Genomic DNA, 21,681 nt, shown 5'->3' with positions numbered 1-21,681 from the left:
CGATCTAGCTCGCGTCCTGATTAGAAGAGGACGCTGTGCTAGGATTCCTCGCTCGAACACGGCCCGCTGGCCGTCCATAAGATCGTTTTCGTGAGTAGCCATGGTCGACAAACTGACGCATCTGAAACAGCTGGAGGCCGAAAGCATCCACATCATCCGCGAGGTCGCCGCCGAGTTCGATAACCCGGTGATGCTGTACTCCGTCGGTAAAGACTCCGCCGTGATGCTGCACCTTGCGCGCAAGGCATTCTTCCCGGGCAAACTGCCGTTCCCGGTGATGCACGTCGACACCCGGTGGAAGTTCAAGGAGATGTACGCGTTCCGCGACCGCATGGTTGAAGAACTCGGCCTTGACCTGCTGGTACACGTGAATCCCGATGGCGTCGCGCAGGGCATCAACCCGCTGACCCACGGCAGTGCCAAGCACACCGACATCATGAAAACCGAAGGCTTGAAACAAGCTCTCGACAAGTACGGCTTCGACGCCGCTTTCGGTGGCGCTCGCCGCGACGAAGAGAAGTCCCGTGCCAAAGAGCGCGTGTACTCCTTCCGTGACACCAAGCACCGCTGGGACCCGAAAAACCAGCGCCCGGAACTGTGGAACGTCTACAACGGCAACGTCAACAAGGGCGAATCCATTCGTGTGTTCCCGTTGTCGAACTGGACCGAACTGGACATCTGGCAGTACATCTACCTCGAAGGCATCCCGATCGTGCCGCTGTATTTCGCCGCTGAACGCGACGTCATCGAGATGAATGGCACCTGGATCATGATCGATGACGAACGCCTGCTCAATCACCTGAGCGACGAAGACAAGGCGCGCATCGTCAAGAAAAAAGTCCGTTTCCGCACGCTGGGTGACTACCCGCTGACCGGTGCGGTCGAGTCCGAGGCCACCAGCCTGACCGACATCATTCAGGAAATGCTCCTGACGCGAACTTCCGAACGCCAGGGCCGAGTCATCGATCACGATGGCGCAGGCTCGATGGAAGAAAAGAAACGTCAGGGGTACTTTTAAGCTTCGAGTTACAAGCGGCAAGCTGCAAGTTAAGGGCGGTATGCGTAATTTCGTAGTTTGGTGCTTGTGGCCGGTTGCTGCGAGCCGTTATCGGATGACTCGCAATGGATTTCGAGAAGCTGATTGTCTGGCAGAGAAGTAAGTGTTTGGCGGTAAGGATCTACAGGGAGTTTGCGAGATGTGGGGATTTTGGCTTCAAGGATCAAATTACCCGCTCCGCACTATCGGTGCCTTCCAATATTGCTGAAGGGATGGAGCGTTGTGGTGCCAAGGAAAAAGTACATTTTCTTTGGGTGGCAAAAGCCTCGTGTGGTGAGTTGCGCACTCAGATCCTCATCGGCCGTGATATTGCCTACATTACTGATCCTCTGGCTGACGATTGGATTAAAGAAACCCGCGAGCTTTCAAGAATGCTATGCGGCTTGATCAACAAAATTTCTGAGTAGCTGTACGCCGACAAGCTTGCCGCTTGAAGCTTACAGCTTGGAGCTCGAATGCAATGAGTCACGCATCTGATTTGATCAGCGAGGACATCCTCGCCTACCTGGGCCAGCACGAACGCAAGGAAATGCTGCGCTTTCTGACCTGTGGCAACGTCGACGACGGCAAGAGCACCCTGATCGGGCGCCTGCTGCACGACTCCAAGATGATCTACGAAGATCACCTGGAGGCCATCACCCGCGACTCGAAAAAAGTCGGCACCACCGGCGAAGACATCGACCTGGCGTTGCTGGTCGACGGCCTGCAGGCCGAGCGTGAGCAGGGCATCACCATCGATGTCGCCTACCGCTATTTCTCCACCGCCAAGCGTAAATTCATCATCGCCGACACCCCCGGCCATGAGCAGTACACCCGCAACATGGCCACCGGTGCGTCCACCTGTGACCTGGCGATCATCCTGGTCGACGCCCGCTACGGCGTGCAGACCCAGACCCGCCGCCACAGCTTCATCGCCTCGTTGCTCGGCATCAAGCACATCGTGGTCGCCATCAACAAGATGGACCTCAACGGCTTCGACGAAACCGTGTTCGAGTCGATCAAGGCCGATTACCTGAAGTTCGCCGAAGGCATCGCGTTCAAGCCGACCACCATGGCCTTCGTGCCGATGTCGGCATTGAAAGGCGACAACGTGGTGAACAAGTCCGAGCGCTCGCCGTGGTACACCGGCCAGTCGCTGATGGAGATTCTCGAGACCGTCGAGATCGCCAATGACCGCAACTACACCGACCTGCGTTTCCCGGTGCAGTACGTCAACCGTCCGAACCTGAACTTCCGTGGCTTCGCCGGCACTCTGGCCAGCGGCGTCGTGCACAAGGGCGACGAAGTCGTTGTGCTGCCGTCGGGTAAGAGCAGCCGCGTGAAATCCATCGTCACTTTCGAAGGTGAGCTGGAACACGCAGGTCCTGGTCAAGCGGTGACGCTGACCATGGAAGACGAGATCGACATCTCTCGCGGCGACTTGCTGGTGCACGCCGACAACCAGCCGCAAGTGACCGACGCTTTCGACGCCATGCTGGTGTGGATGGCCGAAGAGCCGATGCTGCCGGGCAAGAAATACGACATCAAGCGCGCCACGAGTTACGTGCCGGGTTCGATCACCAGCATCGTCAATCGTGTTGACGTGAACACCCTGGAAGAAGGTCCTGCCAGCTCGTTGAACCTGAACGAGATCGGTCGGGTCAAGGTCAGCCTCGACGCAGCCATCGCACTGGACGGTTACGCCAGCAACCGCACCACCGGTTCGTTCATCGTCATCGATCGGTTGACCAACGGCACCGTGGCCGCCGGCATGATCATCGCCCAGCCGTTGGCGCATGGCAGCAGCACGCACCACGGCAAACTGGCGCACGTGGCCACCGAAGAACGCGCCCAGCGTTTCGGTCAACAACCGGCCACCGTGTTGTTCAGCGGCTTGTCGGGCGCGGGCAAAAGCACCTTGGCTTACGCGGTTGAACGCAAACTGTTCGACTTGGGTCGTGCGGTGTTTGTCCTTGATGGTCAGAACCTGCGTCACGACCTGAACAAAGGTCTGCCACAGGATCGCGCCGGGCGTACCGAAAACTGGCGTCGTGCCGCGCACGTTGCGCGTCAGTTCAACGAAGCCGGTCTGTTGACCCTGGCGGCCTTCGTGGCGCCGAGTGCTGAAGGTCGTGAGCAGGCTCGGGAACTGATCGGCAAGGAGCGTCTGCTGACGGTCTACGTCCAGGCCTCGCCGACGGTCTGCGCCGAGCGTGATCCGCAAGGCTTGTACGCGGCGGCGGGGGATAACATCCCGGGCGATTCCTTCCCGTATGACGTGCCGCTGGACGCCGACCTCATCGTCGACACCCAGTCGCTGTCGCTGGAAGAAAGCGTCAAGCAAGTGCTGGATCTGCTGCGTAAGCGTGGCGCGATCTAAGCGTTAGCCGTTAATAAAAAACCCGCCAATGAGTGATCATCGGCGGGTTTTTTTGTTTCTGTTTGGACGCCTTCGCGGCAAGCCTCGCTCCTACGGGTTTGTGTCGCGTCATAGGTTGCGATCACCCCAAATCCGTAGGAGCGAGGCTTGCCCGCGAAGAGGCCGGCACAGGCGCCTGATTACTTCGCCGGATACTCCCGATGCATCTGCCCAAGCAACGCATCCTTGTCTTCCCACAACTGATTGATCCAGCCCTGAAACTGCAAGCGATACTCCCCATCCTGGTCGTAGTTCTTGCCAATGAACTGCGGCGGAATCTTCAGTTCCTGAAAGTGCACCACCACATCCTTCACATTCCCGCACAGCAGATCCCAGTAACCGGGACGCCCGGCCGGGTAGTGAATGGTCACGTTGACGATCGACTCAAGCTGTTCACCCATCGCATCCAGCACAAACGCAATGCCGCCAGCCTTGGGCTTGAGCAGGTACTTGAACGGTGATTTCTGCTGCGCATGCTTGCCTTCAGTGAACCGGGTGCCTTCGACGAAATTGAAAATCCCCACCGGGTTATGGCGAAACTTGTCACAGGTTTTGCGGGTGGTTTCCAGGTCTTTGCCTTTCTTCTCCGGGTGCTTTTCCAGGTAGGCCTTGGAATAGCGCTTCATGAACGGAAAACCGAGCGCCCACCAGGCCAGGCCAATCACCGGCACCCAGATCAGTTCCTGTTTGAGGAAGAATTTCAGCGGCTGGATGCGCCGGTTGAGCACGTACTGCAACACCATGATGTCCACCCAGCTCTGGTGGTTGCTGGTGATCAGGTACGAGTGCTTATAGTCCAGCCCTTGCAGGCCACTGAGGTGCCAGCGGGTGCGGCAGACCAGGTTCATCCAGGCCTTGTTGTTGCTGATCCAGGCTTCATGGGTGTGGCTCATCAACCAGAGCGAGAAGCGCTGGGTGAGGGCAAAGGGCAACACCTTGATGATCGCTACGCAGAACAGAAACGAGCACAGCAGAATGGTATTTAACGCCAGCAACAACGATGCAATCACGCCGCGCACGGCGGCAGGTAGAAAAGCCAGCATTTAAAGATCCAAAGGTCGGTTGGCAGCTTGAATCGCGGTCAGCGCGATGGTGTACACGATGTCATCGACTTGCGCGCCGCGCGGCAGGTCGTTCACGGGTTTGCGCAGGCCTTGCAGCATCGGCCCGAGGCTGACGCAATCGGCACTGCGCTGCACAGCTTTGTGCGTGGTGTTGCCTGTGTTCAGGTCGGGGAACACGAACACCGTGGCGCGCCCGGCGACCTGGCTGTTCGGCGCCAGTTGCCGGGCCACGGTTTCGTTGGCGGCGGCGTCGTATTGCAACGGGCCGTCGATCAGCAGCGAATTCTGTTGTTCGTGGGCGAGCAGCGTCGCTTCGCGAACCTTTTCGACTTCTTCGCCGCTGGCCGATTCACCGCTGGAGTAGCTGATCATCGCCACGCGCGGGGTGATGCCGAATGCGGCTGCCGAGTCGGCGCTTTGCAGAGCGATCTCGGCCAGTTCGCTGGCGCTCGGGTGCGGGTTCATCACGCAGTCGCCGTAGACCAGCACTTCTTCGGGAAACAGCATGAAGAACACCGACGACACTAGCGTGCAGCCCGGCGCCGTCTTGATCAGCTGCAGGGCCGGGCGGATGGTGTTGGCGGTGGAGTGGATGACCCCGGAGACAAGACCGTCGACTTCATCCAGCGCCAGCATCATGGTGCCGATCACCACGGTGTCTTCCAGTTGTTGCTCGGCCATCGGTGCGTTGAGGCTTTTGCTTTTGCGCAGCGCAACCATCGGTTCGACGTAGCGCTCGCGAATCAGGTCCGGGTCGAGAATCTCCAGACCCGGCGGCAGCTCGATGCCCTGGGCGCGGGCCACGGCTTCGACGTCTTCCGGTTTCGCCAGCAACACGCAACGGGCGATGCCGCGCGCCTGACAGATCGCCGCCGCTTGCACGGTCAGCGGCTCGCTGCCTTCGGGCAGGACGATGCGCTTGTTGGCGGCCTGGGCACGCTGGATCAGTTGATAACGGAACACCGCGGGCGACAGGCGCATTTCACGCGGAGTGCCGCAACGCTGGTGCAGCCAGTTGGCATCCAGGTGACTGGCAACGAAGTCGGTGATGATCTCCGCACGCTCGCGGTCGTCGATCGGGATTTCCTTGTTCAGACCGTTCAACTGGTTGGCGGTGTCGTAGGAACCTGTGCTCACCGACAACACCGGCAAGCCCGCCTGCAATGCGCCACGGCACAGGTCCATGATGCGCGGATCGGGCAGGGTGTCGCTGGTCAGCAACAGGCCGGCCAACGGCACGCCATTCATGGCGGCGAGGCTGACGGCGAGGATGATGTCGTCGCGATCGCCGGGGGTCACCACCAGCACGCCGGGCTTGAGCAGCTCCACAGTGTTGCGCATGGTGCGGGCGCAGATGATGATTTTGGTCATGCGCCGGGTTTCGTAATCGCCGGCATTGAGAATCTGCGCGCCCATCAGGTCGGCGACGTCGCGGGTGCGCGGCGCGTTCAATTCCGGCTGGAAAGGAATGCAGCCGAGCAGGCGAAAATCACCGCTGCGCAGCAACGGCGAATGTTCCTTCAAGCGCGAAGCGAACGCCTCCATGCTTTCGTCGGTCTTGACCTTGTTGAGGATCACGCCGAGGACTTTCGGATCTTTGGGGCCTCCGAACAATTGCGCCTGCAATTCCACGCGGCCAGACAGTTCGGTCAGTACTTCGTTTTCCGGTGCCGAGACCAGGATCACTTCGGCGTCGAGGCTTTTTGCCAAGTGCAGATTCACCCGCGCGGCGTAACTGGCGCTGCGGGTCGGGACCATGCCTTCGACGATCAGCACGTCCTTGCCGACGGCCGCTTGCTGATAAAGGGTGATGATTTCTTCGAGCAGCTCATCCAGCTGACCGTCGCCAAGCATACGCTCGACGTGAGCCAGACCGAGTGGCTGCGGCGGTTTCAAACCGTGGGTGCGCGCCACCAGTTCGGTGGAGCGTTCCGGGCCGGTGTCACCCGGATGCGGCTGGGCGATCGGTTTGAAAAAGCCGACTTTGAGGCCGGCGCGCTCAAGGGTGCGCACCAGCCCAAGGCTGATGGAGGTCAGTCCCACACCAAAATCGGTGGGTGCGATAAAAAAAGTTTGCATGCGGATTCTCTAAGGGTGCATGGCAATGGCGATCATCTATAGCTGACGATCTACCGAAATTCAGTCGCCAAGGTTATCGCTAACCGAGGCTTGTGCGCACCAACCGCAATCAAAGGGCTGGCCTATTTTTTCAATACGTTGCGCGGGGTCCAGGACCCAGGCGCGAGATTGCCACGGCGGCTGGTGGCGCAGGTGCTGGGTGTGACCGCAGGAAAGCTCGGCCACCCAGTGCCCGTCCTCATCTTGATGGAAGCCTGTGACCGTCGAGCCTTTCGCCGTCATCCGTCTGTCCGGGTTGTGTTCGCTTTCGGGCGATTGCTTCGCTAAACTTGGCCATTCTTCATTCTTATGCAAAAGGTCTCGCCCCATGCTGATCGCCGCCAATAAGGCTGTCTCCATCGACTATACCCTGACCAACGACGCTGGTGAGGTCATCGACAGCTCCGCCGGCGGCGCGCCGCTGGTCTACCTGCAAGGCGCAGGTAACATCATCCCGGGCCTGGAAAAGGCACTGGAAGGCAAAGCAGTCGGCGACGAGCTGACCGTAGCCGTTGAACCTGAAGATGCCTATGGCGAATATGCTGCCGAACTGGTCAGCACCCTGAGCCGCAGCATGTTCGAAGGCGTCGACGAACTGGAAGTGGGCATGCAGTTCCACGCTTCCGCGCCTGACGGCCAGATGCAGATCGTTACCATCCGCGATCTGGACGGCGACGATGTCACCGTCGACGGCAACCACCCGTTGGCCGGTCAGCGCCTGAATTTCCAGGTCAAGATCATCGCCATCCGTGACGCCAGCCAGGAAGAAGTCGCTCATGGTCACGTCCATGGCGAAGGTGGCCATCACCACTGATTTTCTGCGCTAAGCTCAGAGAACTGGAGAGGCGCCCGAGGGGCGCCTTTTTAGTCCGCGGCTGTCCCTGGCGACATCGCCAAGTGGCTGTTTCGAGTAGAACACGGGAATCTGGAGTTCGTCATGAGTGCTTTTCACGACCTTAAATTGACAGCCCTGGATGGACAGGAGCTACCGCTGGCACCCCTCAAGGGGCACGTCGTGCTTGTGGTCAACGTCGCTTCCAAATGTGGCTTGACCCCACAATACGCGGCGCTGGAAAACCTCTACCAGCAATACAAGGACAAAGGCTTCAGCGTGCTGGGCCTGCCGTGCAACCAGTTTGCCGGGCAGGAACCGGGTACCGAGCAAGAGATCCAGGAATTCTGCAGCCTCAACTATGGCGTGACCTTTCCTTTGTCCAGCAAGCTGGAAGTCAACGGTCATGATCGTCATCAGCTGTACCGTTTGCTCGCGGGCGAGGGTGCGGAGTTTCCGGGGGACATCACCTGGAACTTCGAAAAATTCCTGCTGGGCAAGGACGGCCGAGTGCTGGCGCGGTTCTCGCCGCGCACAGCGCCGGATGATCCGACGGTCATCCATGCGATTGAAAAAGCGCTGAGCTAAATAAAGAAACATCAAAAGATCGCAGTCTTCGGCAGCTCTTACGGGTGTTCACCTTCCCCTGTAGGAGCTGTCGGAGGCTGCGATCTTTTGCTTTTGGATCTTAATCACCCAAATCAATAGTGCTGTTCAAGGCTTGCGACTCTCCATATTATCGCCGTCATAAAGTCATTTTCCTCGTGGAGCGTCCCATGCCCGTCAAAGCCCTGTTCAAACCGTTCCACCTCGGCAGCCTCGAACTGCCGACCCGTGTCGTCATGGCGCCGATGACCCGCTCCTTCTCCCCGGGCGGCGTACCCAATTCCAAAGTGATCGAATACTACCGTCGTCGCGCCGCTGCCGGCGTCGGCCTGATCGTCACCGAAGGCACCACCGTCGGGCACAAGGCCTCTAACGGCTATCCGAACGTGCCGCATTTCTACGGTGAGGCCGCGCTGGCCGGCTGGAAGAAAGTGGTCGACGCAGTCCACGCCGAGGGCGGCAAGATCGTTCCGCAGTTATGGCATGTGGGCAGCGTGCGCCGCATCGGCACCGAGCCGGATGCCAGCGTGCCGGGTTACGGTCCGTCGGAGAAATTGAAGGACGGTCAGGTCGTGGTTCACGGCATGACTAAACAAGATATCCAGGACGTGATCGCCGCGTTCGCCCAAGCCGCTAAAGACGCCCAAAGCATTGGCATGGACGGCGTGGAAATCCACGGCGCCCACGGTTACCTCGTGGACCAGTTTTTCTGGGAAGGCAGCAACCAGCGCACCGACGAATACGGCGGCAGCCTGGCCAACCGTTCGCGTTTTGCCATCGAATTGATTCAGGCTGTGCGTGCAGCCGTCGGCGAAGGCTTCCCGATCATCTTCCGTTTCTCGCAGTGGAAGCAGCAGGATTACACCGCGCGCCTGGTGCAAACACCGGAGGCGCTGGGGGAATTCCTCAAGCCGCTGTCCGACGCCGGCGTGGACATTTTCCACTGCTCGACGCGTCGGTTCTGGGAGCCGGAGTTCGACGGTTCCGAGCTGAACCTGGCCGGCTGGACCCGCAAGCTCACAGGCAAGCCGACCATCACAGTGGGCAGCGTTGGCCTGGATGGCGAGTTCCTGCAGTTCATGGTCAACACTGACAAGATCGCGCAGCCGGCCAGCCTGGAAAAACTGCTGGAGCGCTTGAACAACGACGAGTTCGATCTGGTGGCGGTAGGGCGTGCGCTGCTGGTCGACCCGGACTGGGCGCAGAAAGTGCGTGATGGTCGTGAGGAAGACATCCTGCCGTTCAGCCGTGAGGCATTGATGACCCTGGTTTAAGCAGCGACTGGAAGGGCCTCTTCGCGAGCGGCTCGCTCCCACAGGTTTTGTGAATGACGCAGAACCTTTGTGGGAGCGAGCCTGCTCGCGAAGACGGATTCAATGTCACCCACCAGTCAGGATAAGGTCTGTGCCTCAGGCACCGCCAACTCCCCCACACAAGCCCCTCGCAACTGCCCCTCGAACTGCTCGATAATCGCCGCCCAGCCCTGACGACTCGCATGCTGGCGCGCATTGAGCCGCACGCAACGCAAGGTTTCGCGCTCCTCCAGCAACCACGTCGCAGCATCGCAGAACGCCTCTTCGTCCCCCGGCATCGCCAACACGCCGTTGTAGCCATGACGGATATGTTGAGCGGCGGCCGCCTGATCGTAGGCCACCACGCCCAATCCCGAGGCCAGCGCTTCAAGCACCACATTGCCGAAGGTTTCGGTCAGGCTCGGAAACAGAAATACGTCCGCTGACGCATAGTGACTGGCCAACGCTTCGCCTCGTTGTGAGCCGCAGAAAATCGCGTCAGGCAGCTCCTTCTCCAAAAAACCTCGCTGTGGCCCGTCGCCGACCACGATCAATTTCAGTTTGCGCTGTGGATAAGTGGCCTTCAGGCCGTCAAAACAGCGCTTGAGCAAGCCGAGGTTTTTCTCCTGCGCCAGGCGTCCGACGTGGATGACCGCGATGTCTTTCTCGGCGAGCCCCCACTGTTCGCGTAAAGATTGCAGGCGTTTGACTGGATGAAACAATTGGCTGTCGACCCCTCGGGACAACAACGCCAGACGTTCGAAATGGCGCCGTTCCAGTTCCAGTCGCTGGCTGATGCTGGGCACCAGAGTCAACGTCGAACGGTTGTGAAACCAGCGCAGGTAATGAGTCAGCAAGCGCGACAGCAGGCCGAGCCCGTATTGATTGGAGTACTGCTGGAAATTGGTGTGAAAGCCGCTGACCACTGAAATCCCCAAACGCCGCGCCGCTCGCAACGCCGACAATCCCAGCGGCCCTTCCGTGGCGATGTAGAGCACGTCCGGACGATGACGTTTCCAGCGCCGCAGCAGCTTGTGCATCGACGACTGACCCCATTGCAAACCCGGATAGCCCGGCAATGGCCAGCCGCGACACAGCAGCAACTCATCGCTGCTGGCCGCCAGAAGATCGCAGCCCTGACGCGGCCGCACCAGTTCGACCTGATGCCCGCGCGCGCGCAAGCCATCGCACAAGCGGCCGAGGGTATTGGCCACGCCGTTGATTTCCGGTGGGAAGGTTTCGGTGATGAGGGTGATATGCAGAGCTGTCGTCATGACCCCAGTGTCGGCTGGGGGCATGTCGTCATTGTGGCGTTTCGATGATGGATTTGTGACGGTGTCAGCGTTGGGTCACCAGATTCTCTGCGCCGCGCTCACGCACCCAGAACAGCGTCGCACCGGCCACGGCCGCCGGCATCATCAGGATGTTGACCACCGGAATCAGCAACACCAGGTACACGATCCCGCCAAAACTCATGCTCTGCCAGCGCTTCTCGCGCAGCCAGGCGAGCATTTCGTTCCAGCCCAGTTTGTGGTTGTCCGCCGGGTAGTCGATGTACTGGATCGCCATCATCCACACCCCGAACAGCAGCCACAGCGGCGCGGCGATGATGTTGACCACGGGGATGAACGAGAGAATGAACAACCCGATTGCCCGCGGCAGGAAGTAGCCGAGTTTGCGCATTTCCCGGGACAGAGTGCGCGGGATCATGGCGACCAGTTCACCCCAACTGAACGCCGGGAAGTCATCGGTGCCACGCACCACCACTTCGACCTTCTCCGCCAGGAAGCCGTTGAACGGCGCGGCGATGACGTTGGCGAGCATGGTGAAGGTGAAAAACACCATCAGAACCACCAGCACGACAAAAATCGGCCAGAGGACGTAACTGAGAAAACTCAGCCAGTCGGGCAGGGACGGCATCAGCGTATCGACCCACAGGCTGAATTGATGGCTGGCCAGGTAGATCAATCCGACGAACAGCACGAGGTTGATCACCAAGGGCAACAATACGAACAAACGCAGGCTGGGGCTCAAGACCAGCTTGAGGCCTTCGCGCAGGTATTGCGGGCCGGACAGAACGGGGGCGGGCATAACGTGCTCCGAGCAAAGGGTAAACGCGCCGACCTTACCGGCTTTGCCTGACAGGCGAAAGCGCGGCAGCGACATCGACATTAACTGTAACAAAGGCGCCTATAAATCCATCGTGACCGGATAGAGACCGCCTATGAGCTGGATTGTTAAACCGTATTTCCTTAATCTTCGCCCCCTCGATACGCTGCACCCATTCTTTTTACAGGACTGTCGAACCCGAGCCTTCCCCAAGGCTTTCAACGGTCCTTTTTTATTCCCGCCGGCAACCCGGCGTTCCGCGCCAGGTGTTCCGGGCCGGTCAACAGGAGCAGGTCATGTCTGAAGTCCGTCATTCGCGAGTGATTATTCTCGGTTCCGGCCCTGCCGGTTACAGTGCCGCGGTCTATGCCGCCCGTGCCAATCTCAAGCCACTGCTGATCACCGGCATGCAGGCCGGCGGTCAACTGACCACCACCACCGAAGTCGACAACTGGCCGGGCGACGTCCACGGCCTGACCGGCCCGGCGCTGATGGACCGCATGAAAGAGCACGCCGAGCGTTTTGAAACCGAGATCGTTTTCGATCACATCAATGCCGTGGACTTCGCTGCCAAGCCGTACACCCTGATCGGCGACAGCGCGACTTACACCTGCGACGCCCTGATCATCGCCACCGGCGCCAGCGCCCGTTACCTCGGCCTGCCTTCGGAAGAAGCGTTCATGGGCAAAGGCGTATCGGCCTGCGCAACTTGCGACGGTTTCTTCTACCGCAACAAGCCAGTGGCTGTGGTCGGCGGCGGCAACACCGCTGTTGAAGAAGCGCTGTACCTGGCCAACATCGCCAGCACCGTGACCCTGGTCCACCGTCGCGAAACTTTCCGCGCCGAGAAGATCCTGATCGACAAGCTCAATGCCCGCGTTGCCGAAGGCAAGATCATCCTGAAGCTGAACGCGAACCTGGACGAAGTCCTGGGCGACAACATGGGCGTCACCGGTGCCCGCCTGAAGAACAACGACGGCAGCTTCGACGAGCTGAAAGTCGACGGCGTGTTCATCGCCATCGGCCACACCCCGAACACTTCGCTGTTCGAAGGCCAGCTGACGTTGAAAGACGGCTACATGGTTGTGCAGGGCGGCCGCGACGGCAACGCAACGGCCACCAGCGTCGAAGGCATCTTCGCTGCCGGTGACGTGGCTGACCACGTTTACCGTCAGGCCATCACCTCGGCCGGCGCCGGTTGCATGGCGGCACTGGATGCCGAGCGTTACCTCGATGATCTGCAGAACGCCAAGTTCTGAAATCGTTGAAATGAAAAAACCGGCTTCGGCCGGTTTTTTTGTGCCCACAGCAAAAGCGTTCACCAGACCCCTGCAGGAGCGAGGCTTGTGTTGGTCAACCGCGAAACCGTTCCTGGACGAAGTCCATGACCTTCAGCGATTGATAGATCGCATTGGCGGCAACGCGCCCGAACGGCCCACCGTTCCAGTCCAGCAAGTACGGCTTGAACAGTTCATGCCGAGCAGTTTCCCCGCACACCGCTTCAGCAATCACCCTGCCGCCAATCGAACCGGTATTCAGTCCATGACCGCCAAATGAAGTGCACGCCCAGACACCTGGTTCCAGCCATCCCAGGTTGGGCATTTTGTTGGTGGAATACCCCATCAGACCGGACCAGGCCAATTCGATCCTGACCGGCGCCAGTTGCGGATACACCGACACCATGTCGGCCTTGAGCATGGCCGCCAGGGCTTTTTCATTCTGTTCGTGACGGGTCGTGATACGTCCGCCCCACAACAGGCGATCGCCTTCGACAATGCGGTAATAGTCCGAGGCGCGACGGTCATCGGAAAACGCGGCGCCTGACTCGAGAACGCTTTTGATCGAATCGCCCAGGTGTTCGGTCAGCACCACGTAGGTGGCAATCGGCAGGTAGGCGCGGCTGAGCTTTTGCAGCTCCGGTCCGCCGTAACCGCCGGCGCAGAACACCAGGTCCTGACAGCGCACGCTGCCGTGAGCGGTCTGGACAATCTTGTCGGCCCCTTCGCGACGCCAGGTGAGCATTTTGGAGTGTTCGAAAATGCGACTGCCCGCCGCTTCAATGGCAAGGGCCAGGCCCAGGCAATAATTCAACGGGTGGAAATGTAGGGCATTCGGGTCCTCCACACCCTGGAAATAACGTTGGGTGTGCGCCCGTTCGCGGACCTGGGCGGTGTCGAGGAAGTTGAGTTCGTAAGCGAAGTCGCGGCGCATTGTGTCGATGTGGTTTTTCACGCTGGCGCTGTCGTCGTAGCGCTTGACCCGGATTGTGCCGGCGGACGGATTGCAGCCGGTGAGGGCCAGTTCGGCGATGTTGCGGCGGACAATCTCTACTCCTTCAACCGACATCTGGAACAGCGTTCTGGCGTTTTCCAGTCCCAGTTTTTTGCGGATCGCTCCAGACCCTTCGGCCCAGCCCGGCGAGACCACGCCGCCATTGCGGCCGGAGGCTCCCCACGCGACCTGATGGGCTTCGAGGATGATCACACGCTTGCCGCGCCGGATCAGTTCGAGGGCGGCGGTGAGGCCGGCGATGCCGGCACCGATGATGCAGACGTCGCAGGTTTCGTCGGTGTTCAATTCGGGCCTGGCCGCACGGGGCAGCGAGGTTTGGGAATACCAGGTGTTGGGGAAGGACATGGTCGATCCTTGATAAGTTGCCGGACATTCAAGCGAGGGCTGGCCTTCGTGGGAGCGAGCCTGCTCGCGATGGCGGTCGAACATTCAACATTAATGCTGAATTTGATGGCCTCATCGCGAGCAGGCTCGCTCCCTCAGGGGAGGGCGGTGTTACTTGATGGTCGAGTAGTCGACGCCGTACCACTTGTCCGACAGTTTGGTCAGCGTGCCGTCCTTGTGCATTGCGCCGATGATTTCACTCAGTTTCGCCTTCAGCTCCGGGTCCCCCTTGTCGGTGGCAACGGCCAACGGTTCGTAGAACACCACGCCGTTGTCGACAGCGCGTAATGGGTAACCCTTCTTGACGGCCGCATCCAGCGTGCTGCGTTGGGTGAGGATGGCGTCGAGTCGAGCACCGTCGCCCAGGCGCAGATCGTCCAGCGGTCCGACGGAGCCGGCGTAGGTCTTCATTTTTTCGGTTTTAACGTCGTAGACGACGGGTGGCACGTCAGTGGTTTCGATGGCCAGTGCCTGGCTGAAATAGTCCTCGGACGTCGTGCCGCCTTCGACGCCGATGGTTTTGCCATTCAACGCCTTGTGGTCGGTGACCGTGGATTTGTTGTGCACCGCAAACACGTAGGGCACGTAGTAGTAGGTGCCGGGAAAGTCGAGAATCCGCGCACGGCTCTTGGTGGCGGTCATCGAGCCGACGGACACGTCCCAGCGGCCATTCCACTTGCCGGCGGTAATCACATCCCAGTCGGGCGTGATGAATTTGGCCTCGACGCCGAGACGCTTGGCGATCTCCTTGGACACGTCGATATCAAAACCGTCGATTTCATTCTTGTCGTTGATGAACCCCTGCGGGGGCCAGGTCGCCGAGGTGGCGACGGTCAACGTCTTGCTGCTTTCGATCTTGTCCAGAACGGCACCGGCGTTCGCGGCGCCGACGAACAACAGTGACAAGGCGGCAGCAAGGGTGATTGCGGGTTTTTTACTGAGCATGTCCATCTCCACTTTTCGTTATTGTTATGCGGGGGTAAAGCGCTTCTCAGTGCCCGATGATCTGCGACAGGAATTTCTGTGCGCGTTCGGTCTGCGGGTTTTTGAAAAACTCGGCCGGGGTGGCTTGTTCGATCACCTGGCCCTGATCCATGAACAGCACTCGGTCGGCGACCTTGCTGGCAAAGCCCATTTCGTGGGTCACGCAAATCATCGTCATGCCGTCGGTGGCCAGCTCGCCCATCACGTCCAGCACCTCGTGGACCATTTCCGGGTCCAGCGCCGAGGTTGGTTCATCGAACAGCATCACTTTGGGGTTCATGCACAGCGCCCGGGCAATGGCCACGCGCTGCTGCTGGCCGCCGGACAGTTGCGACGGATATTTGTGGGCATGCTCGGCAATCCGCACCCGCTCCAGATAGACCTGCGCGCGTTTTTTCGCCTCGGTGGCCGACACGCCTTGCACCAGTTGTGGGGCCAGAGTCAGGTTGTCCATCACGCTCAAGTGCGGGAACAGGTTGAAGCTTTGGAACACCATGCCGATTTCGCTGCGCACGGCGCTGACACTTTCCGCTTCACTGGTGAGCGTAATGCCGTTGACCTGAATGTGGCCCTTCTGGAAATTTTCCAGGTGGTTGATGCAGCGAATCATTGTCGATTTGCCCGAACCCGACGGGCCGCACACCACCAGGATTTCGCCAGTGGCGACGTTCAGGTCGACGTCGCGCAGGGCGTGAAAGTTGCCGTACCACTTGTTCAGGCCGGTGATTGAAATCATCGAGGGACTGGTCTGCGCAGCAGGGGCCAGGTCGCGTTGTTGGGCGGTATCGGTACGAGTCATCACGCATCAACCCCTTGCCACGGATCGATTGACCCGTTTTTCGATTCGCGCCTGGACCCGTTCCAGAATGAACGACAGGGCCCAGTAAATCATCGCGGCGGTGATCAGCATTTCCAGGTGGCGGAAGTCTGCGCGCCCCTGGGTCTTGGCCAGGTACATCAGTTCCCAGACACCGATCACCGACACCAGCGAACTGTCCTTGAGCATGGCGATGAACTGGTTGCCGGTGGGTGGAATGATCACCCGCAAGGCCTGCGGCATGATGACCCGGCTCAGGGTCTTGAACGGGCTGATGTTCAGCGCCCGCGAGGCTTCCCACTGGCCGACCGGAATGCTCTGGATGCCGGCCCGGAAAATCTCGGTCATGTAGGCGCCGTAACACAGGGACAGCGCGAGGATACCGGCAGGCACCGCATCGACCACGTAGCCCAGTTGCGGCAGACCCAGGTAAATCAGGTAGATCTGAATCAGCAACGGCACGCCGCGAAAGAACGAGGTGTAGAACGAGGCGAGGGCATTGGCCAGGCCGTTGTTCGACAGCTTGGCCACTGCGCCGACCAGCGCCAGCACAAAGGCCAGGACGATGGCCACTGCAGAGATGTACAAGGTGGTTGCAGCGCCCTGGATGATCAGGAAACCGATCTTGTCGAGGATGAAGCTGTAAGACAGGTCGAAGGTGTCGAAGAACGCCAGAAACAGGATCAGTAGTTCGATCCACACCACCGTAGTCTGCACTTTGAACTTCAGGCGCCCGAGGACGTGGAAGTTCAAGGTGCCCAGTACGGCAATGCCCAGCCCGATGGCGACGTTGCGTGCCGTCAGGCTGTCCGGGGCATTGCCCAGCAGCGGATGCAGAAAATGACTGAGGGCGCTGTTGCCCAGGTTCATCAGGTAGGCGCCGAGGAACAACACCACGGCTACGCCGAGCAGGAAGTGAGGATCGTTAGACTTTTTCTTATAAATTATATTGTCGTGATACATGTCTGCCTCAGCTTGTCGGTGGTGATGTTCTCGCTAGGTAAAAGGGTCTTTGGTCAGTATTGCGACGTCGATTCCGGGACCACAAGCGAACTTAATTCGCTACGTCAGTCCCGGAACGCACTTCGCTGTCAGGACAGTCTTGCCAGGCACGCCTCGAGGATATCCAGCCCTTCCTCCAGCACCGTCGCCTCGGTGGTCAACGGCGCCAGCAGCCGAATGATGTGCCGTGATTTGCCGCTCGGCATCAACAGCAGACCCGCGTCACGCGCCAACGCCAGCAATTGTGTGAGCTGCGCCGAGGCGGGGGAGCCGTTGGCATGGGTCAACTCGATACCGCGCATCGCACCGACGCCGGTCAAACGACCCAGATACGGTGAAAGTTTGCTTGCGCGCCAGGACTCGTAACGGCTGACAATCGCTTCTTCCTGTTGCGACCCCCAGGCTTGCAGGTTGGCATCCGTCATTTCATCCAGCGTTGCCAATGCGGCGGCGCAGGCGATGGGGTTGCCCGAATAGGTGCCGCCCAGTCCACCTTTGGGCAAGGTGTCGAGCAGCGACTTGCGCCCGACTACCGCGCCCAGTGGTACGCCGCCGGCGATGCTTTTGCCCAGCAGGATCAGGTCCGGCTCGATGCCCAGGCGCGAAAAGGCAAAACGCTCGCCGGTGCGGCCAAAGCCGGACTGGATTTCATCGGCGATCAGCAGAATATTTTTTTCATCGCAGAACGTGCGCAGCGCCTGTGCGAACTCGACATCCATCGCCAGAAATCCCGCTTCACCTTGAACCGGTTCGACGATAAAACAGGCCACGTCATTGACGTCGATTTCGACGCTGAACAGTCGATCCATCGCCTTCAGCGCTTCGGCGCAGGTCACGCCGTTGTCCTTGCTTGGAAAGGGCAGGTGATACACAGGCCCCGGCAGCGCGCCGACTTTCTGTTTGTACGGTGCGACTTTGCCGTTGAGGTTGAGGGTGGCGAGCGTGCGGCCATGGAAGGCACCGTCGAAGGCAATGACGGCTGTGCGACCGGTCGAGCCACGGACGATCTTCAGGGCGTTTTCCGCCGCTTCTGCGCCGCTGTTGGTGAGCATGCCACTGACAGCGTAGTCCACCGGAATGAACGCCGTCAGGCGATCCATCAGTTCGATGTAGGGCACATGCGGTGCGGCGTTGAACGCGTAGTGCGTCAGCCGCGTGGCTTGTTCGCGAATGGCCTCGACGATGCGCGGATGGCAATGGCCGAGGTTCAGTACGCCGATGCCGCCGACGAAGTCGATGTAGCGTTTGCCATCGGTGTCCCAGACCTCGGCGTTTTTGCCGTGGCTGAGCGTGACGGGATGAACGACGTTGATCGACTGGCTGATGGTTTCGCTGCTCATGGATGACCGACTCTGAAGAAGGGATGCTTCTTTTTATCTAAGCCGTGAGCAGTGGGTGGGGGCAAACGAAATAAAGTGGACGGGTCAATCTTAAAAGTCGGGATGTGTGCGAATAAGAGATGGGCAGGCAAAGCGTAACTTGTGGCGAGGGAGCTTGCTCCCGCTGGGTCGCGCAACGGCCCCAAAAAAGAGGGACCGCTACGCAGTCCAGCGGGAGCAAGCTCCCTCGCCACAGGTTCTGTGTCGCTCGTGAAGTGTTTCGCGGACTTTGATTAACGGCGAGTCAGCGGCTGTTGGGTGAATTTCACGCCCGCCAGACCCTGCGCAATCAACGCGCGGATATTGCCGTGGTCGTTGCCTTCAGGCGTGGCCACGACCGAGCGGTAATGCTCGCCAAAGGCCAACAGCGCCTCTTCATCGGTCAGGCCTTCCAGCAGCGCCAGGCCCAGGGTCTTGCACGAACCTTCGTTCTGCCCGGCGGCGTTTTCCACGCCGCCGTTGTTGAAAGCCTGAGGCTGGTAGTCGTAACCCGTGGCGATGAACGCCAGGGTGTCGGCGAAAACATGCTCACCGCTCTTGAGGCTGGCGCGCAGGGTGTTCAAATCACTCATTGGGTTTTCCTTTGGCGAACGCCGCTTGTTGTTCGGCGTTGGCTTCTTGCTGGTATTGGGCTTTCCACTCGGCGTAAGGCATGCCGTAAACCACTTCGCGAGCGTCATCGAGGCTGACCTCGATCTGGCGTTCGTCGGCGGCGGCCTTGTACCACTTGGACAGGCAGTTGCGGCAGAAGCCCGAGAGGTTCATCAGGTCGATGTTCTGCACGTCCTTGCGGCTGTCCAGGTGGGCGACCAGCCGGCGAAAGGCGGCGGCTTCAAGTTCCAGGCGTTGTTGATCGGTCATGGGGGCCTCTGCGAGGCAGCTTCGAGCGGTAAGCTTCAAGCTGCAAGATGGGTTGCGATGGCTTGTAGCTTAACGCCTGAAGCTTGAAGCTTGAAGCTTGAAGCTTAGCGGCTTGCAGCGAGCGTAATCGACACCGACTCGGCGAATCGCAGGGCGTGGGGTTTGTCGACTTCAACTTCGGCGTACAACACCGACGCGTTGGCCATGACCAGATCGAGGATCTCCTGGGTCAGGCGTTCGAGCAGGGCGAAGCGATTGCCTTCCACGTGGGCGATGATCGCCTTGGTGATGGTCCGGTAATTCAGCGCGTGATCGATGTCGTTGTCACGCACCGCTTCCTGAGCGGCATACAGGATGGTCAGGTTGATCAGAACATCCTGCTTGTTGAGGATTTCATCCTCGTTGATCCCGATGAAGGTCCGCAGGCACAGGTCCTTGACCCGGATGCGTGCCATTCCTGGTTGAAGTTGTGGCATTGCTACTTGCTCCGTCCAATCAATTGCAGGAACTCCTGGCGGGTGGTGCTCGACTCGCGGAAGGCGCCGAGCATCACCGAGGTGTTCATGGTCGAATTCTGTTTCTCGACGCCGCGCATCATCATGCACATGTGCCTGGCTTCGATGACCACCGCGACACCGGCCGCGTCAGTCACCTGTTGCACCGCATCGGCGATCTGTCGGGTGAGGTTTTCCTGTATCTGCAGGCGGCGGGCGAACATGTCCACCAGCCGCGCGATCTTCGACAGGCCCAGCACCTTGCCCGTCGGAATATAAGCCACATGGGCCTTGCCAATGAAGGGCAGCAGGTGATGTTCGCACAACGAATACAGTTCGATGTCGGCGACGATGATCATCTCGTCGGTGTCTGACGCAAACAGTGCGCCGTTGACGATCTCCTCGACACTCTGGTCGTAGCCGTGGCAGAGGTACTGCATGGCTTTGGCTGCGCGAACCGGGGTGTCTTGCAGTCCTTCGCGGTCGGGGTTTTCGCCGAGACCGATGAGAATTTCGCGATAGCTCTCGGACAGGGCGTTCTGGTGCAGGGATAACGTCATGGAACATCCTCGCGGGGGCTGCTTATTTGAGGTGCCGTCCGCCATTGACGGTCAGGGTCGTGCCAGTGACATAAGGGTTGTCGAGCAAATAACGCAGGCTCTGGTAGATCACTTCGCTGCCGGGTTCGATGCCCAGCGCGGACTTGGCCAGGGCCTTGGCGCGGTATGCCGCGTTGTCGTCGGGGTTGAACATTAGCAGGGCTGGCGCGATACCGTTGACCTTGATTGTCGGCGCGTATTTCGCGGCGAAGGACAGGGTGAGGCTGTCGAGCCCGGCTTTGCTGGCGCAGTAGCCAATGTGTTTGCTGCTGCCCTTGCGGGTCACGTCATCGCTGATGTGCACGATGTCGGCGGGGCTTGAGCGTTCGAGCAAGTCGGCACAGTGCAGGTTGATCAGGTAGGGCGCCAGCATGTGCACGCTGAACATGCGGGTAAAGGCCTCGGCGTCGGTGTCCGGGGTTTCGGCCAGCCATTCGGAAGCGTTGTGGACAATGGCTCGCAGGCTGTCGGTGTGGGTTTTCAGTTGGGTGATGAACGCGAGGATCCCCGCTTCAGTGGAGAAGTCGGCAAATACCGCGGTGGCGCCCAGGTCGCGCAATGTCTGCACGCCTGGGCGTTCGCTGCGGTAACTGAAGATCACCGGATGGCCGTCTTCGAGCAAACGTTGCGCACAGTGCAGGCCGACACGCTGGCCGGCACCGGTGATGAGGATCGGAGCTGCGGAAGAGGTCATGAACGGCTCGCGTCGCGGTAAGAGCAAAACTATACCAGCGCGCAGCGGCATTCACCTATTGCGGGGCTCCCACAAGGGGGATCAGTGGTTTTGGGGAGTGGGCTTGGCGGGCAACGGGCGTGCTGGCGTGCTGTTCAACCAGCTGGCCAGCAGGCGGGTCGATAGCGGAATGAAGAAGTAGACCATCAACGGCGTCAGGCACAGGGTGCTGATGAGCACGCGCGGCAGCAGGCTCATGTCGTCGAGCAACGGCCCCATTACAAAGTTGAACAGCAGGGAAACCGGAAAGAATGCCAGCCAGATTGCCACCGCCTGCTTCCAGCGGGGTGGGCGCTGGCCGACCGCGCCGAACCAGCCTTCAATGCCACTCACGCGATGTTCCGTCTTGTGCGCAAACAGATCGCTGCCGCGCGCCAGCCATGCGGTACGCGAAGCGGAATGCTCCCAGGCGTGCATGGTTTGCTCGTTGGCAAAGCGGAAAATAATCTGGAATTCGTTATCGCCGGGCGGCGGAGCGAGCACACCTGAGCCGAGATAACCGGGGAAGTCGGTGGCCAGTTGTTCGCCTTCGCGCAACCAGGCCATCAGGTCCTGATAACGCCCATCGGCGACGCGGCGCGCAACCATCAGCGTGACGGGTGAGGTAGACATGGTGAATCTCCGTATAACAGATGCGTCACTCCGGGTAGGAGTTTCGCC

At 59.8% G+C, this 21,681-nt stretch carries 23 protein-coding genes; 7 read left to right on the top strand and 16 right to left on the bottom strand.

Annotation, left to right across the window (positions count from 1 at the left end):
* The first annotated feature begins 100 nt into the window (after nt 1–100).
* The 3 genes from cysD to cysN all read left to right on the top strand — a co-directional run bounded on the left by cysD (nt 101) and on the right by cysN (nt 3,416).
* The gene (gene cysD / locus BLU63_RS05220; RefSeq protein ID WP_010463281.1) at nt 101–1,018 is read left to right on the top strand and encodes a sulfate adenylyltransferase subunit CysD; all 918 of its coding nucleotides are present in this window, start codon (nt 101–103) and stop codon (nt 1,016–1,018) included.
* A gap of 104 nt (nt 1,019–1,122) precedes the next feature.
* Nucleotides 1,123–1,464, top strand: a complete 342-nt coding sequence (locus BLU63_RS05215) for a four helix bundle protein (protein WP_010463279.1) — start codon at nt 1,123–1,125, stop codon at nt 1,462–1,464.
* Between the two features lie 53 nt (nt 1,465–1,517).
* On the top strand, nt 1,518–3,416 hold the full coding sequence (gene cysN / locus BLU63_RS05210; protein ID WP_010463277.1) for a sulfate adenylyltransferase subunit CysN: 1,899 nt from the start codon (nt 1,518–1,520) through the stop codon (nt 3,414–3,416).
* A 179-nt stretch (nt 3,417–3,595) separates the two neighbouring features.
* On the opposite strand, the gene BLU63_RS05205 is transcribed toward cysN, so the two are convergent.
* From BLU63_RS05205 to BLU63_RS05195, 3 genes are read right to left on the bottom strand one after another with little or no spacing between them, the layout of a single operon-like run.
* Entirely contained in the window at nt 3,596–4,498 is a 903-nt protein-coding gene (locus BLU63_RS05205) for an acyltransferase (protein ID WP_077747431.1), read from the bottom strand.
* Nucleotides 4,499–6,598 carry a phosphate acetyltransferase gene (gene pta / locus BLU63_RS05200; protein ID WP_010463273.1) on the bottom strand — a complete coding sequence of 700 codons (2,100 nt, stop codon included), beginning with the start codon at nt 6,596–6,598 and terminating at the stop codon, nt 4,499–4,501. It lies immediately after the preceding gene.
* A 60-nt stretch (nt 6,599–6,658) separates the two neighbouring features.
* A complete protein-coding gene (locus BLU63_RS05195) occupies nt 6,659–6,997 on the bottom strand; it encodes a DUF3565 domain-containing protein (RefSeq protein ID WP_042932938.1) in 339 nt (112 codons plus the stop codon).
* Here BLU63_RS05195 and BLU63_RS05190 point away from each other — a divergent pair.
* The 3 genes from BLU63_RS05190 to BLU63_RS05180 all read left to right on the top strand — a co-directional run bounded on the left by BLU63_RS05190 (nt 6,966) and on the right by BLU63_RS05180 (nt 9,349).
* Entirely contained in the window at nt 6,966–7,451 is a 486-nt protein-coding gene (locus tag BLU63_RS05190) for an FKBP-type peptidyl-prolyl cis-trans isomerase (protein WP_010463269.1), read from the top strand. The genes BLU63_RS05195 and BLU63_RS05190 overlap by 32 nt on opposite strands.
* Nucleotides 7,452–7,574: 123 nt before the next feature.
* Nucleotides 7,575–8,057, top strand: coding sequence for a glutathione peroxidase (locus tag BLU63_RS05185; RefSeq protein WP_010463268.1), 483 nt, complete (start codon nt 7,575–7,577; stop codon nt 8,055–8,057).
* Nucleotides 8,058–8,245: 188 nt separating this feature from the next.
* The gene (locus BLU63_RS05180) at nt 8,246–9,349 is read left to right on the top strand and encodes an NADH:flavin oxidoreductase (protein ID WP_077747433.1); all 1,104 of its coding nucleotides are present in this window, start codon (nt 8,246–8,248) and stop codon (nt 9,347–9,349) included.
* 116 nt (nt 9,350–9,465) lie between these two features.
* Here the strand turns inward: BLU63_RS05180 and BLU63_RS05175 are convergent, their stop codons facing one another.
* Together BLU63_RS05175 and cysZ are read right to left on the bottom strand one after the other, a co-directional pair.
* Nucleotides 9,466–10,665: a glycosyltransferase family 4 protein gene (locus tag BLU63_RS05175; RefSeq protein ID WP_077747434.1), complete on the bottom strand. Its 1,200-nt coding sequence runs from the start codon at nt 10,663–10,665 to the stop codon at nt 9,466–9,468.
* A 40-nt stretch (nt 10,666–10,705) separates the two neighbouring features.
* Nucleotides 10,706–11,458 (bottom strand): sulfate transporter CysZ, encoded by a 753-nt coding sequence (gene cysZ / locus BLU63_RS05170; protein WP_010463261.1) that lies wholly within the window; start codon nt 11,456–11,458, stop codon nt 10,706–10,708.
* A 314-nt stretch (nt 11,459–11,772) separates the two neighbouring features.
* On the opposite strand from cysZ, the gene trxB reads away from it, so the two are divergent.
* Complete coding sequence (trxB, locus tag BLU63_RS05160) at nt 11,773–12,735, top strand: thioredoxin-disulfide reductase (protein ID WP_010463259.1); 963 nt, start codon at nt 11,773–11,775, stop codon at nt 12,733–12,735.
* Between the two features lie 94 nt (nt 12,736–12,829).
* On the opposite strand, the gene BLU63_RS05155 is transcribed toward trxB, so the two are convergent.
* From BLU63_RS05155 to BLU63_RS05105, 11 genes are all read right to left on the bottom strand, one after another.
* Complete coding sequence (locus BLU63_RS05155; protein ID WP_083375010.1) at nt 12,830–14,113, bottom strand: NAD(P)/FAD-dependent oxidoreductase; 1,284 nt, start codon at nt 14,111–14,113, stop codon at nt 12,830–12,832.
* Between the two features lie 150 nt (nt 14,114–14,263).
* Nucleotides 14,264–15,097, bottom strand: a complete 834-nt coding sequence (locus BLU63_RS05150; protein ID WP_077747458.1) for a transporter substrate-binding domain-containing protein — start codon at nt 15,095–15,097, stop codon at nt 14,264–14,266.
* Nucleotides 15,098–15,143: 46 nt separating this feature from the next.
* Nucleotides 15,144–15,872, bottom strand: a complete 729-nt coding sequence (locus BLU63_RS05145; RefSeq protein WP_010463253.1) for an amino acid ABC transporter ATP-binding protein — start codon at nt 15,870–15,872, stop codon at nt 15,144–15,146.
* A gap of 69 nt (nt 15,873–15,941) precedes the next feature.
* Nucleotides 15,942–16,916, bottom strand: coding sequence for an amino acid ABC transporter permease (locus tag BLU63_RS05140; RefSeq protein WP_077747437.1), 975 nt, complete (start codon nt 16,914–16,916; stop codon nt 15,942–15,944).
* A 128-nt stretch (nt 16,917–17,044) separates the two neighbouring features.
* A complete protein-coding gene (locus tag BLU63_RS05135) occupies nt 17,045–18,295 on the bottom strand; it encodes a 2-aminoadipate transaminase (RefSeq protein ID WP_083375009.1) in 1,251 nt (416 codons plus the stop codon).
* A gap of 272 nt (nt 18,296–18,567) precedes the next feature.
* Complete coding sequence (locus BLU63_RS05130; protein ID WP_077750181.1) at nt 18,568–18,906, bottom strand: HopJ type III effector protein; 339 nt, start codon at nt 18,904–18,906, stop codon at nt 18,568–18,570.
* The gene (locus BLU63_RS05125) at nt 18,899–19,195 is read right to left on the bottom strand and encodes a DUF1244 domain-containing protein (protein ID WP_008150700.1); all 297 of its coding nucleotides are present in this window, start codon (nt 19,193–19,195) and stop codon (nt 18,899–18,901) included. Before BLU63_RS05125 ends, BLU63_RS05130 begins: the two co-directional genes overlap by 8 nt.
* A 104-nt stretch (nt 19,196–19,299) precedes the next feature.
* Nucleotides 19,300–19,671: a dihydroneopterin triphosphate 2'-epimerase gene (gene folX, locus BLU63_RS05120; RefSeq protein WP_007970304.1), complete on the bottom strand. Its 372-nt coding sequence runs from the start codon at nt 19,669–19,671 to the stop codon at nt 19,300–19,302.
* 2 nt (nt 19,672–19,673) lie between these two features.
* The gene (gene folE, locus BLU63_RS05115) at nt 19,674–20,249 is read right to left on the bottom strand and encodes a GTP cyclohydrolase I FolE (RefSeq protein WP_010463237.1); all 576 of its coding nucleotides are present in this window, start codon (nt 20,247–20,249) and stop codon (nt 19,674–19,676) included.
* A 22-nt stretch (nt 20,250–20,271) separates the two neighbouring features.
* Nucleotides 20,272–20,982, bottom strand: a complete 711-nt coding sequence (folM, locus tag BLU63_RS05110; protein ID WP_010463235.1) for a dihydromonapterin reductase — start codon at nt 20,980–20,982, stop codon at nt 20,272–20,274.
* A gap of 81 nt (nt 20,983–21,063) precedes the next feature.
* Nucleotides 21,064–21,633 (bottom strand): antibiotic biosynthesis monooxygenase, encoded by a 570-nt coding sequence (locus BLU63_RS05105; RefSeq protein ID WP_077750183.1) that lies wholly within the window; start codon nt 21,631–21,633, stop codon nt 21,064–21,066.
* Nucleotides 21,634–21,681: the final 48 nt, after the last annotated feature.

The organism is Pseudomonas mandelii, assembly GCF_900106065.1.
Lineage (GTDB): Bacteria > Pseudomonadota > Gammaproteobacteria > Pseudomonadales > Pseudomonadaceae > Aquipseudomonas > Aquipseudomonas mandelii.
Note: the sequence above shows the minus strand (reverse complement) of the source record. Positions and strands in the feature narration are given on the sequence as shown.